This window comes from Glaciimonas sp. PCH181 (assembly GCF_003056055.1).
Lineage (GTDB): Bacteria > Pseudomonadota > Gammaproteobacteria > Burkholderiales > Burkholderiaceae_D > Glaciimonas.
Window position 1 is genome coordinate 184,301 of record NZ_PYFP01000006.1, and the last position, 13,361, is coordinate 197,661.

Here is a 13,361-nt window from a genome sequence, read left to right on the forward strand (position 1 = left end):
GGGTAGGAAAGGATCTATTATCGCTGTTCATTGGATTTTTGCGCTATCTGGGTTATCACTCCGTTGTTTGCCGAAGATGGCTGGCTGCGACGATCCCATGCCGTATCGATATTACGCGGCAACAAATGCTTTTTAATCCGTTCGCTCAACGTCAATTCGAAAGCATCGATTTTCAGGAAATAGCGCGGCATCTGATAGCTGGCGAGCTTGGATTGCGCCCATTGTGCAAGATCGCTGAACGAGACGTCGAAATCCGGCTTAAATTGCACATATAGCATGATTTCTTGTTCGCCGATGGCGCTATCGATGCCCACGGCAGCCGCCGCAGCCACTGCCGGATGGGTAACGAAAACGCGCTCGATTTCCCACGCCGAGACGTTTTCTCCGCGCACGCGCATGCTATCGGTACGACGACCGACAAAAAACAAATCGCCTTCTGCATCCATCCGCGCAGAATCGCCTGTATATAGTTTTCCGTTCCGCACCGCAGCCGAGCTGGCTTCCGGGTTATCCAGATAGTGCGGCAAAAAGGTGCCGTCAATTGCGCTCGACACCACGATCTGCCCGATTTCGCCGACGGCCACTGGTTGATCGTGATCGTCTAGCAGTCCGACCTTAAGCCAGGGTAACGGGCGACCGATGGAACCCGGCTTTCCGCTAGCGTTGACCGTGGTAAAACTCGATCCTTCCGTCATGCCATAGCATTCGCGCAGATCCAGTTGCAAACGCGCAATCACCGCGTCCCAGGCTTTTACCGATACGCCAGCACCCCATGCGACGCGCAGCGTATGACTGGCGGGCTGCTGCGGCAACTGCATTAATATGTCCAGAATCCCGCCCAGATAATGCAAGTGGGTTGCCTGCGAAGTGTCTATTTGTTGCCAGAAGCGGCTCGCCGAAAAACGTTCGACGATGTGCAATTCGACTTGTTGCAGAAACGGCACCAACATCATCTGCGCGCCACCGATATGGCACAGCGGCTCCCAGACAAACATGCGGTCGCCCGCGCTGGCACCGGACACCATCAACGTCGCTTCGCTTGCAATGCGCATCATGCGATGGGTGAACACCACTCCCTTCGGCGCGCCAGTGGTGCCGGAGGTATAGATCAGGCACAAGGGTTCGTCGGCGCTGACCGACGCCGCCTGCGGCTGCCGGACTGCGGCTGGCATCTGCTGAAACCGCTGCACTTGCTCAATCCAGACCAGGTTGAATTGCACATCCGGCAGATCCGATAAAACCTCGGCAAATCCACGTTGCGCGATGAACAATGTCGGCTTGCAATGCGCTAACAGATAGCTGATCCCCGGCCCTTTCAGGCGCGTATTGACAGGGACCCACACCACCCCGCTTAGCATCAGCGCGTAGATCAACGCGATATGGTCCAAGCCATTTTCCAGCATTAGCGCTACCCGATCACCGCGAACGACCCCTTTTGCCTCCAACCAGCTTTGCATCGCGCCGACGCGTTGCGCCATATCGTCAAACGATGTCCTGGTGCCATTGAAATCGATCAACGTGCGTGAGCCCAGTTGCATCAGACCATCATGCAACAGCGGCACGACATCTAAATTGTCGCGTGATGAACGAACAGGGAAATAGGCGGAATAATTGTGCATGTTAATGTCTTAATTTCTATTGATTTGTCTTTATTAGAAGTGCGAAGGCACAGAATTTCATGCCCGCTCACCCCGTTTAAATAATGTCGGAATCAGTACCAGCAGCCCGATTACTACCACCATGACGAGCGATACCGCGGCCAGCGTCGGATTGACTTGCAAAGTCATGTCATCCCACATTTGTTTCGGCAACGTATTTGTGAGGCCGCCGCTGACAAAAATGGCGATCGTCAATTCGTCAAACGAAATGATGAAAGCGATCTGCAATGCCGCGACGACGCTGCCGATCATCATCGGCAGCTGGATGGTGCGCAGCCGTGCCCATGCTGATGCGCCGAGGATGCGACCGGCATCGTCGAGACGCCAGTCGAAACGCTTGAGTGCGGCCACCATGGTCACCACGACGTAGGGAATCGCTAGCACGGTATGGCCGATCACCAGTCCGATATTCGTGCCGACCATCCCGAGACGCGCAAACAGATAGAACAGGCCGACCGCAATCACAATACGCGGCACGATCAACGGTGCCAGGAAAACCGCAAACATAGGTTTGGTCCATGCTGCTGGCAAACGCGTCAGCGACAATGCCGCGCCCAAACCCAGCGCTGTGGCAGCAACCGCAGTCACCGCAGCCACCCCAAACGACCGCAACAATGCGGACTGCCAGACGGGAGAAAACATAAACGACGAGAACCAGCGCAGGCTGAAACCCTTAGGCGGGAAAGCCAAAAACGGCGAGTCCGTGAACGCAATCGGCAGTACCACCAGAATCGGCAACGACAACAGCGCGATCAGCAACACCGTATATGTTTTGAGGCCGCGAACACGGCCACTTAACGGCCCTAAAGCCGAATGTGCGCGCCCCAATGTTCTGCCGATGACGATCAGGAAGCCGTTCATACCGGGTAAATTTTTGTTACGTGTTGCGGGTCGCGACTCACCACTCAATGAAGATAAGCCGACCAATTTGTCGTAAAGGATAAATACAACAATCGCGCATACCAGCAACACCGTCGACAAAGCGGCAGCAAACGGCAGATTAAATAGTTCGTTGATCGCCGAAATAACCAACTGCGCGATCATGGTTTCTTGCGGTGTACCGAGCAGCGCTGGCAGGATGAAGAAGCCAAGGCTGGTGATAAATACCAGCAAGCCAGCAGCCGCCATGCCGGGTGCCGCCAACGGCAGAAATACCGAAAAAAAGGCTACCGTACGATTAGCGCCCAGTGTTTCCGCAGCCTGAAGTAATTGCGCATTGACGCCACGCATGATCGGCAGCATATTCATCACCGCCAGTGGCAACATAGCATGCACCATACCGATCATCACACCGGTCAACGATGGGGCCAAGGCTTGCGGATCATTGACCAAACCAAGCCCCATCGCGATGGAGGCAAGCACGCCGGTTTTAGATAGCACCAGAATCCACGCAAAAGTTTTTACCAGATAACTGGTCCAAAATGGAATCAGCACCCAGATCATCCACTTGCCGCGACGGCGGTCGCTGATCTGGCTGAGGAAATAGGCCACAGGAAAGCCAAGTACAACCGAAAACAACGCCGTCAGCAACGATATTTTAAAGGTGGTCCATAACACCTTTGCATACACGATATCGCCGCCGATACGCTGAAATTGCGCCAGACTCGCATGTCCATCGGCATTGTAGAAACCGGTCTGCAATATTTCGTAGACCGGCACGCCAAAAAAACATGCCAGAAATATGATCGACGGCAACGCTGGCAGCATCGCCTTGATCAATTTGTTGTTTGAGGAATTAAACATGATAGCCCCTGTCAAGCAGCAACGACGGTGGTCAGTTCACGCTGCCACCTGACGCCGACGACATCACCGACAGCAGGTGCTTCGCGGCGGCTACAACGCAGCAGAAAAGGCTCTGCTTCGCCGATGTCGATCAGTACGCGGATATCCGATCCGGCGAACACGACTTCGTTGACACAACCGCGCAGAAAGGCTGATTCGGCGTTCGCCAGTTGGGCGTTTTCCGGCCGGACAACCAACGTTCTGGTGCCCGGCTGACCAGCTTCCTGCGGCATCACAGGCAATGCGAAACGACCATTGCGCAACGTATCGAGACCATTTTCACCCTGCTCCAACGTCCCTTTTAGTAAGTTCGAATAACCGATAAATTGCGCCGAAAAAACCGTGGCAGGCTGGTCGTACATCGACTGCGGCGTGCCTATCTGCTCTATCTTCGATTGATTCATCAGGCATATGCGATCCGATAAATTGAGCGCCTCCTCCTGATCATGCGTGACGTAAATAAAAGTGGCCCCCAAATCCTTATGCAGACGACGGATTTCGGATTGCATGTGCTCGCGCAATTTTTTATCCAGTGCGCCCAAAGGCTCGTCCAGCAAGATGACCGACGGCTTGTAGACGAAGCAACGTGCCAGCGCAATACGCTGTTGCTGACCGCCAGATAATTCGCGCGGCAGACGATGCGCATAAGCGCTCATCTGCACCATTTCTAACGCTTCCTTGACCGCAGAATTCATCGCCGCTTTTCCCTCTTTGCGCATGCGCAATGGATAGGCGACGTTGTCCCATACGGTCATGTGCGGGAACAAGGCATAACTCTGAAATACCATGCCAATGCCCCGTTCACCGGCAGCCTTGCGGGTGGCGTCTTTACCGTCGATCAGCAATTTTCCGTCACTCGGTTCGACCAGCCCGGCGATGATTTGCAGCAGCGTGGTCTTGCCGGAACCGGAAGGTCCAAGCAGGGTCAGGAACTCTCCATCCTGAACCTGTAGATCGGTGGGTGACAGCGCGGTAACGTCCTGATAGCGCTTGCTAAGTCCAATTGTTTCTAATCTGGCGACCATTTTTCTACTCGCTTACGAAAGTAACCATGCGTTGAATCGATCCGATGCCAGATTGCGATTTTTGTGCCACCACTGCGCGTTGGGTGCGCGCATCAGTTTCAGATTGGCGGCATAAGTCGGCAAAATCGCGGCGCGCTTGGCGGGGATAGTTTGATACGCATTGAGATTGGTGGGGCCGTAGGCCAGCGTGTCAGTAAAACCTGCCTGACGCGCGGCATCGCCACAAAATTTCACAAACAATTTGGCTTCTTCGGCGCGTGGCGTTCCCTTCGGTACACCCCAGCCCTCGATCGAATACAACCCTTGATTCCACGCGATAGCGACGGGTGCGCCGCCTTCAATCGCCGTTTGCGCACGCGCATTCCAGGTTGAAATCATGTCGACTTCTCCGGACTGAATCAGCTGCATCGCTTGCGCGCCGCTGGTCCACCACACGGCCACATGCGGCTTGATGCGATCCAGACTTTTGAAGGCCCGATCCAAATCCAGCGGATACAGTTTATCGATAGACACGCCATCCGCCATCAAAGCCTGTTCCAGCGTATCGATAGCATTCCGGCGCAATGACCTGCGCCCTGGAAATTTTTCGACATTCCAGAAATCGGCCCAGCTGGACGGCGCATTTTTTGCATATTTATCGGTGCGATACGCCAGCACCGTCGAATAGACATCAACGCCCAGAAAATTCGGCGCGACCGAGTCCGCCAGCATGTTCGGGAATTCGCTCACTTTCAATCCCAGCGGCTCCAGCAAACCGGCCTCTTCCAGAATAGGAATATCCTGCGCCACGGTCAGGGTTGTCACGTCCCAGACGAAATTTTTCGTCTTCACCATCGCCGTCAATTGCGCCACCGGTTGCGCCTCGCGTGCCACATTGATGACACGGATGCCGGTAGCCTTTTCAAAGGGGTCGTAAAAAGCCTTTCGATATGCAGCGGTATAAGGACCGCCGGGATCGGCGACCACGATCCGCTTAGTCTGAGCAAATACTGTTGCTGGAAAAGCGCCTGCAACTGCCAGCCCTCCAGCAAGCTTTAGCACGCCACGGCGTGTGGTATCGAAACGGTTTTTCATACGGCCTCCTTATGCGATAGAAATGTAAGAACGTTTATTGGGACAACCCTCATTGGGGTCTTATTAAGCGATGCTGCGTCCGCGTTTGCGGAAAAACTCTTCCATCATACGGGCCGGTTCGCCGGTGCTGTAGGCCTCTATCTGTATCCGGCGGCCAGCGCTGATAGCTTCGTGGAAACCGGACTCCGACATCTCGCAAAAGCGTTGCTTATCCAGGCGCATCGCTACCGGTGGTTTGGCTGCCAAGTCGCGTGCGATCTGCAACGCTTTCGGCATGACCTGATCGGCGGCAACCAGATGGTGAATCAAGCCGATCCGATGACATTCTTCCGCTTCCATCATGCGGCCGGTCAGGGTCAATTCTATCGTCCGCGACAAGCCCAACATCTGCTGCATGATCCACGGGCCGGTGACGCTAGGAATCCCCGCATTTATTTCCGGCTGACCCATGCGTGAACCGGCGTGACCGACACGGATATCGCCCAGCAACGCGACTTGAAATGCGGAGCCGGCGGCGGTGCCGTTGAGCGCCATCACTAACGGCTTCGACAAACCACGCAGCACGGCGTAGTAGTTTTCCCATTCGCTCATCCACTCATTGACGCGTGCAGGATCGAAGCCGTGCGCCTCTTCCAGATCTTGTCCCGCGCAAAATGCACGTTCGCCAGCGCCGGTCATGATGATGGCGCCAATCGCCGCATCGGCATTGAAATCCGTCAGCGCAGCGATGATCTCGTTACGCATTTCGGTATTCCAGGCATTCAGTTTTTCAGGACGATTCAGGGTGATGACACCGACGTTTTCCTTTGTTTCTAAAATGATATGCTTTGCCATAACTATTCCTATGTAATAAGTAATGTTTAATTGCGATAGTAAGTATTATAGGAAAAAGAATGTCTGTCAATGCGCATCGCACAAGAAGTTTTTGCATAGTATGGGCAGCGCGTTACTGCACAAAAACGGTGCGATGCAGCATGGGAATAAGTAGATTTAATGCGCAAGGGGAAGAAAACAACCATTGCAGAAAGGCAATGAAGGCTGGGAGAAGGTAACTATTTATTTTAAAAATATAGCAGGCAGTGGTCGCCGTAAACAACCGATAGCGCGACACCTCTCGCAGACTGAATTGTCATTGAGAGGACCGCGATCTTGTGAAACACTCTGACATTTCCTCAACGTCCGCATTGCACGGAATTAAGCACAACAAAGGCGACAAAAAATCGACGCCGTTGTTGCCTGAATCATTTAGCGTCGCGGATAGCTTTCATAATGCTTGGCGAATCAGTCCACGCGAAATATATGGTGATTGATGGCGAGACCGCCTTTGTCGGCAGCCAGAATTTCGACTGGCGCTCTTTTGCGCATATCCACGAAACCGGATTGCGCATCACTGACAGCGCCATCGTTATGCAACTACAGCAGATTTTTGAGCATGACTGGCGCGCGCAGGAACTGATTGCACAGGGTATACCAGTGCCACCTTTGCATCAGACAGCGGCAACAACTGACGACACGCAAGCAAGCTTCCTCGTTGCCAGCCCTAACGCCTTCAATCCGAGTGGCGTCGGTGACTCTGAAACCGAATTACCCAAGCTTCTGGCGGCGGCCAAATCCGAAGTAAGAGTGCAACTGCTCGACTATGCACCGCTGAGCTACGGCCCCAATCGCACCCGTCCTTACTATGCGGTGATAGACAATGCGATCCGCGCCGCGCTAGAGCTTATAGATCATGCGGCGCTGGCCTCACCAGATGTTATAGCGCCCTCGCAAAATGCCACAAACGCGCAGTCTCAGCAATGCGCGTTTGCGCTTTCTCATGGCACTTTCGGTATCGATTCACCGTTACTGATAGCGGTCTAAATGATTTGCATCCTTTCCGTTGGTCGCAGTTCCTTCAATCGCAATAAGTGACATTATTTCAATAGCGTTTTAGCCTTATTCGCATGAGGAAACATAAGGAATCAGTATAAAATTGCGCTTCAAAAGGTTTTATACGACTCGCCCATGTTGTAATAAAGAACAAATCCCGCTACGCAGCGCAAAACTGCATTCCTCATTCATAGGTGGCTTATTATTGCGTGCGCGATGGCGTGTCAAAACACGTTGCTGCAAGCAGAAAACAATGATGCAAACGACAACTGAAAGCATGTATTTGTCTCAGCAAAACAGCCTTAATAATCAATAAAAGCGACCGATCAGATGAATGAGTTTTTACAGAATGGAGCTAACGTTTTTGGTGGCTTGCTGTTTGCACCCGGCGGAAGTCTTATCCCGGCGATATTTGCGATTATCTTCGGCTTGCTCATCGGTAGTTTTCTAAACGTGGTGATCCACCGTTTACCGTTGATGATGCAACGTGAATCCGACAATTATGTGGCACAAGAAAGCGGTCAGGAATTACCGCATACTGACCGCTACAATCTGACCGTGCCGCGCTCCGCATGTCCGCAATGCCACCATCAAATCGGCGCATTAGAGAATATCCCAGTCATCAGTTATCTGGCGTTAGGCGGGAAATGCAAGTCTTGCAAAACGCCTATTTCGTCGCGTTATCCCATCGTCGAACTACTCACAGGTGCGCTCTCCGGCTTTCTGATCTGGCAATTTGGCAGTGGCTGGATAGGAATGGCGACTTTGTCGTTCACCTATTTACTGATCGCCATGACCTTCATTGATGCCGACACACAATTGTTGCCGGATGATCTGACGCTGAGCTTGTTATGGATTGGTCTTTTGATCAACATCGGCGGTACTTTCGTCCCTCTGACGGATGCCGTCATAGGCGCGGCAGCGGGGTATTTGGCGCTGTGGTCGATATATTGGTTATTCAAACTGGTAACCGGCAAAGAAGGCATGGGTTACGGCGATTTCAAGTTATTGGCAGCGCTGGGCGCATGGTTAGGCTGGAAAATGCTGCCGATCATCATTTTGCTCTCGTCGATGGTCGGTGCGGTGGTGGGCATTGCGTTGATTGTTTTCAGCCGCCGTGGACGCGATAAACCGATCCCGTTCGGTCCCTATCTGGCCGGTGCCGGGATGCTGGCTTTACTCTATGGCAAACCTATTTTGTCCATGTATTTCGGTTTTGTCCTATAACGACTATGTCTCCGCTCTCACCATCAGATGCCAAACCTTCCACCCCCTTTACCGTTGGCTTGACGGGTGGTATCGGCAGCGGCAAAACGACCGTCGCCGATCTATTTGCTGAACGCGGCGTGGCGGTAGTCGATACCGACCTGATTGCGCATCAATTGACCGCCCCCAATGGCATTGCAATAGCGGCCATCCGCGCCGAATTTGGCGATGCTTTTATTGATACCGGCGGGGCAATGGATCGTAAGAAAATGCGTGAGTATGTGTTTTCCGATCCACTTGCAAAACAGCGTCTGGAAGCAATTTTGCATCCACTGATCGGAACCGAAACTGCGCGCGCAATCGCGCAAGCGAACGGACACTATGTGATGCCAGTCATTCCGCTATTGGTCGAATCAGGCAAATGGCAACAACGATTTACACGCATTCTGGTGATCGATTGCGATGAGCAAACACAAATTCAGCGCGTAATGCAACGCAATGCCATGAACGAAACGCAGGTACGCGCTATTATGGCCGCACAAGCAACCCGACAGCAGCGTCTGGAAGCAGCCGACGATGTCATTGTTAATAATGCCGGAGTTGACGCATTAGCCCCGCAGATTGAAAGATTACACGCGTTTTATATGTCGTTGGCAGCATGTCATTAGTATCGTGTTTTAAAGAAAAATGGCTGAGCGTTTGTAATTTAGCTTCGCTTCGTTCAGAATTAGGACTTATGCAAAGTTGCTTCAGCAACGAACTTGTCAAAACCTGCCGATAAAGACAGCAAGAATAGTCGGCCAGAAGGCATGACTCCGCTGCTGCAGTGTTGTGTAAGGCCTAAGAATTACTACTTGTCCGGCCCACCATAAGGGATGTCACTTTGATCGTCTACGAATATCCTTTCAACGAGCGCATTCGTACGTTGCTGCGGCTAGAGGATCTGCACGAAAAATTCGTCTTTTTCGTTCGTCAGGAAAGTCCGCTGCAACATCACATCGCGCTATCCACCATCTTTGAGATGCTGGAAGTTGCAGGACGTGCCGATTTAAAGCTCGATTTGCTGCAAGAACTTGAACGCCAGCGACAAACCCTTTTAGGCTTCCGGTCAAATCCAAATGTTCAGTCGGAAATGCTGGACGCGGTATTACATGAATTAGACGAGACCAGCACTGCGTTGATGGGCATGCAGGGCAAGACCGGCCAGCATATCCGTGAAAACGAATGGCTGATGAGTATCCGGGGTCGCACCATCATCCCCGGTGGCGCTTGCGAATTCGATCTCCCATCATATTATGCGTGGCAACAACATTCAGCAGATAAGCGCTACGCGGATATTGTGGGTTGGTTTGCACCGTTGGCACCGTTGTTTGATGCGATTGGGATTGTATTGCGACTGCTGCGCGAAACCGGACATCCGGTCAAGATCAGCGCCGATAACGGTAGTTATCAGCAAATGCTGCAAGGTAAGTCTTATCAAATGCTACGAATCATGCTGGATGAACAACTCGGCGCGATCCCCGAAATATCGGCAAATAAATACATGCTCTGGATACGTTACACATCGCAGGGCGGTGACCTCAAACCCAAGGCGTTCGAAGGCGAAGTACCGTTCGAACTGACCCTCTGCAATTTTTGATTTAAGATTTTTGACACTATGGCTATTGTTGATTGCCCTACCTGCGGCACAAAAGTTGAATGGACCGAAGCAAATAAATTCCGCCCTTTTTGCTCTGAACGCTGCAAGCAGATTGATCTGGGCGCATGGGCCGAAGAGAAATATACCATTCCAGCGGTCAATCCGCCGGATGATATTGATGATGACAACAAGTTGCAACAATAACCCATCGCGCGCAGCCAATTTTCGCTACCATTGAAATAAGATTTTTTACGACGTTCCCGCTACCCGGTATCAGGCGGCTGGGCAACCTTCCGCCTGGTTAATAACCCGCAACTGATCCAACCAGGCAATCAGCGGAATCGTCGCTTCCAGCAATGGTTCCACCGCGACGCTTCCCTGCCACGCAAACGCCTGCCCTTCCAGACTTTGCGGTTCTCCGCGCCATTCTCTGCTGATGTAAAAGTGCAAACGCACGTTAGCGTGAGGATATTGATACTGCACGCCACACCACGGCTCGGCCGAGATAATGTCGATTCCTAGCTCTTCCATAAACTCACGCTGTAACGCAGCAAAAATCGCTTCGCCGCTTTCTACTTTTCCGCCCGGGAACTCCCAATAGCCGGCATAAGGTTTGCCAGCAGGTCGTTGCCCCAACAAGACATCGCCATTAGGCCGTAACAGAATGCCGACGGCGACGTTGATAGGGGCTGCGCTGGATGCGGTATTGGCTGCCGTCATGTTTATGGCGTCATCCGACCAGCATGATCCTTGGCAAATTGCCAAGCTACCCGGCCTGAACGGGAACCACGCTGCAAAGCCCAACGCAGCGAATCACCCTGCGCCTCGGCAATTTGCGCCGCATTACAACCGAAATGCCCAAGCCAATGCGCGACGATATCCAGATAATCGTCTTGCTTGAATGGATAAAATGTCACCCATAAACCAAAGCGTTCGGAGAGTGAAATTTTTTCTTCGACGGTTTCGCCGGGATGCAAATCACCATCTTCCGTGGTTTTGTATGACATGTTATCGGACATTTTTTCTGGCAACAAATGACGCCGATTCGACGTCGCGTAAATCAGCACATTATCGGATTGCGCGGCGATACTGCCATCCAGCGCCACCTTAAGGGCCTTATAACCGCTCTCGCCTTCTTCAAACGACAAATCGTCACAGAAAATAATAAAGCGCTCTGCACGACCTGCAACCAGATCGACGATATCCGGCAAATCTGCCAAATGGTCTTTATCGACTTCAATCAAACGCAAACCTTGCGGCGCATATTGATTCAGACAAGCCTTGATCAACGACGATTTTCCGGTGCCACGTGCGCCCGTCAGCAATACATTGTTGGCAGGTTTACCATCGACGAATTGACGCGTATTTTGATCAATCTGTGACTTTTGCGGGCCGATATTATGCAGGTCGGACAAACCGATATCGGACATATGACGCACTACTTGCAAATAGCCGCCGCCTTGATTGCCATTGCGTTGGCGCCAGCGGAACGCGATCCCTGCCCGCCAGTCTGGCGCTGAATTCGGGTTAGGCAAAGTCGCCTCAAGTCGTGCCAGAACAGCTTCAGCACGGATTAAAAAATGGTCTAGTTGTTTCATGTAAAGCCAATCAATCTGATTATTCAAACAGCAAAGAATGATACCCGCAAGGCAACATTACGAAATAGCGCATATTGCCGCTTGAACATTATGCATCAATCAAGAACGGTAATCGGCATTAATCGTTACATAGTCGTGCGACAGATCGCAGGTCCAGATCGTGGCAGCAGCATCGCCGCGTCCCAGTTTGACGCGTACCGTGATTTCACTTTGCTTCATGACACGTTGTCCATCGGCCTCTTGATAGTCGACATTGCGTCCACCATTTTTGGCAACCCAGACATCGTCCAGATACAGGTTGAGTTTGCTTACATCCAGATCATCCACACCCGCATACCCAATCGCCGCCAAAATTCGCCCGAGGTTAGGATCAGATGCAAAAAATGCCGTTTTAACCAGTGGAGAATGACCAATCGAATACGCTATTTTGCGGCATTCCTCAACATTCAGCCCGTCTTCAACGGTGACGGTAATGAATTTGGTTGCGCCTTCACCGTCACGGATAATGGCTTGCGCCAGGTGCTGCGACAATTCAGTCACGGCTGCTGCCAGCGCCGTATATTCGGGAGAATCAATACTATCGACTTCGAGTGGACCGACGCCAGTGGCAATCAGCATGAACGAGTCATTAGTCGATGTATCGCCATCAATCGTGATGCAATTGAAGGATTGATCGGCAGTTTGCTTGACCAAGTGATCCAGCACCGGCTGCGCAACTTTGGCATCAATTGCCAGAAACCCGAGCATGGTCGCCATATTTGGTCGAATCATGCCAGCGCCCTTGCTGATCCCAGTCATGATTACCGGCTTACCGGCGATCGTGACCGTCCGCGACGCCGCTTTCGGCTGAGTGTCGGTAGTCATGATCGTTTCTGCTGCATTAAACCAGTTATCGGCTTGCAGATTTTTTAACGCGCCGGGTAAGCCAGCCTGAATCCGCTCAACCGGCAATGGCTCCAAAATCACACCAGTTGAAAACGGCAAAATCTGTTCCGCAGCGCAACCGAGCAACTCGGCCAAGGCGACGCAGGTGGCGTTTGCCGCAGCCAAACCGGCTTCACCCGTTCCTGCATTTGCATTGCCGGTATTTACCACCAGCGCTCGAATCGGCGCGCCAGAAACCCGTGCCGCCTCCAGATGCGCCTTGCAGACCTGCACCGGTGCAGCGCAAAAACGATTTAACGTGAACACCCCGGCAACCGTTGCCGTGGGTGCCAGTTTCATGACGAGCAAGTCCTTGCGATTGGCTTTGCGCACACCAGCCTCCGTGTGGCCAAGTTCGATACCGGTAACAGCCTTCAGATCAGAGGCAACGGGAATGGGGGAATTAACGGCCATGAATATCTCTCGGAAAATAGGAAAAAATGACGCATGAAAATGGGTAAAGGCAACGATCGCCGGGGAATCGGGTAAAGATCATTGAGGGATCAATGACTGATCATTTAGGGATCCTATTTTTATCCAATTGCGGTCGCTATTTTAAAACGGATAAGCACGTATCGGGGAATTC

Annotated in this window: 12 protein-coding genes and 1 pseudogene; 5 read left to right on the plus strand and 8 right to left on the minus strand. The window is 52.3% G+C overall.

From position 1 onward, the window contains the following. Positions 1 to 17: 17 nt before the first annotated feature. The 5 genes from C7W93_RS23945 to C7W93_RS23965 all read right to left on the minus strand — a co-directional run bounded on the left by C7W93_RS23945 (position 18) and on the right by C7W93_RS23965 (position 6,373). Positions 18 to 1,619: an AMP-binding protein gene (locus C7W93_RS23945; protein ID WP_108442845.1), complete on the minus strand. Its 1,602-nt coding sequence runs from the start codon at positions 1,617 to 1,619 to the stop codon at positions 18 to 20. 57 nt (positions 1,620 to 1,676) lie between these two features. After that, on the minus strand, positions 1,677 to 3,401 hold the full coding sequence (locus tag C7W93_RS23950) for an ABC transporter permease subunit (RefSeq protein WP_108442846.1): 1,725 nt from the start codon (positions 3,399 to 3,401) through the stop codon (positions 1,677 to 1,679). Positions 3,402 to 3,412: 11 nt separating this feature from the next. Then, positions 3,413 to 4,465: an ABC transporter ATP-binding protein gene (locus tag C7W93_RS23955; RefSeq protein ID WP_108442847.1), complete on the minus strand. Its 1,053-nt coding sequence runs from the start codon at positions 4,463 to 4,465 to the stop codon at positions 3,413 to 3,415. A gap of 12 nt (positions 4,466 to 4,477) precedes the next feature. Beyond that, positions 4,478 to 5,539, minus strand: a complete 1,062-nt coding sequence (locus tag C7W93_RS23960; protein WP_108442848.1) for an ABC transporter substrate-binding protein — start codon at positions 5,537 to 5,539, stop codon at positions 4,478 to 4,480. 63 nt (positions 5,540 to 5,602) lie between these two features. Further along, positions 5,603 to 6,373, minus strand: coding sequence for an enoyl-CoA hydratase/isomerase family protein (locus C7W93_RS23965; RefSeq protein ID WP_108442849.1), 771 nt, complete (start codon positions 6,371 to 6,373; stop codon positions 5,603 to 5,605). A gap of 435 nt (positions 6,374 to 6,808) precedes the next feature. Between C7W93_RS23965 and C7W93_RS23970 the strand changes: the two are divergent. The 5 genes and pseudogenes from C7W93_RS23970 to yacG form a co-directional block, all read left to right on the plus strand. Further along, positions 6,809 to 7,252 (plus strand): annotated as a pseudogene (locus C7W93_RS23970) (phospholipase D-like domain-containing protein); the annotation flags it as partial. Positions 7,253 to 7,738: 486 nt separating this feature from the next. After that, positions 7,739 to 8,635, plus strand: a complete 897-nt coding sequence (locus C7W93_RS23975) for an A24 family peptidase (RefSeq protein ID WP_108442850.1) — start codon at positions 7,739 to 7,741, stop codon at positions 8,633 to 8,635. 5 nt (positions 8,636 to 8,640) lie between these two features. Further along, positions 8,641 to 9,282 (plus strand): dephospho-CoA kinase, encoded by a 642-nt coding sequence (coaE, locus tag C7W93_RS23980; protein WP_108442851.1) that lies wholly within the window; start codon positions 8,641 to 8,643, stop codon positions 9,280 to 9,282. A 215-nt stretch (positions 9,283 to 9,497) separates the two neighbouring features. Then, positions 9,498 to 10,253 carry a cell division protein ZapD gene (gene zapD / locus C7W93_RS23985; protein ID WP_108442852.1) on the plus strand — a complete coding sequence of 252 codons (756 nt, stop codon included), beginning with the start codon at positions 9,498 to 9,500 and terminating at the stop codon, positions 10,251 to 10,253. A gap of 18 nt (positions 10,254 to 10,271) precedes the next feature. Then, positions 10,272 to 10,457 (plus strand): DNA gyrase inhibitor YacG, encoded by a 186-nt coding sequence (gene yacG / locus C7W93_RS23990; protein WP_108442853.1) that lies wholly within the window; start codon positions 10,272 to 10,274, stop codon positions 10,455 to 10,457. Between the two features lie 69 nt (positions 10,458 to 10,526). Here yacG and C7W93_RS23995 read toward each other — a convergent pair whose 3' ends face one another. From C7W93_RS23995 to argJ, 3 genes are all read right to left on the minus strand, one after another. Continuing rightward, positions 10,527 to 10,973: an NUDIX domain-containing protein gene (locus C7W93_RS23995; RefSeq protein WP_108442854.1), complete on the minus strand. Its 447-nt coding sequence runs from the start codon at positions 10,971 to 10,973 to the stop codon at positions 10,527 to 10,529. Positions 10,974 to 10,975: 2 nt separating this feature from the next. Next, positions 10,976 to 11,851, minus strand: coding sequence for an ATP-binding protein (locus C7W93_RS24000; RefSeq protein WP_108442855.1), 876 nt, complete (start codon positions 11,849 to 11,851; stop codon positions 10,976 to 10,978). A 99-nt stretch (positions 11,852 to 11,950) separates the two neighbouring features. Then, positions 11,951 to 13,189 carry a bifunctional glutamate N-acetyltransferase/amino-acid acetyltransferase ArgJ gene (gene argJ, locus C7W93_RS24005; RefSeq protein WP_108442856.1) on the minus strand — a complete coding sequence of 413 codons (1,239 nt, stop codon included), beginning with the start codon at positions 13,187 to 13,189 and terminating at the stop codon, positions 11,951 to 11,953. Positions 13,190 to 13,361 lie beyond the last annotated feature (172 nt).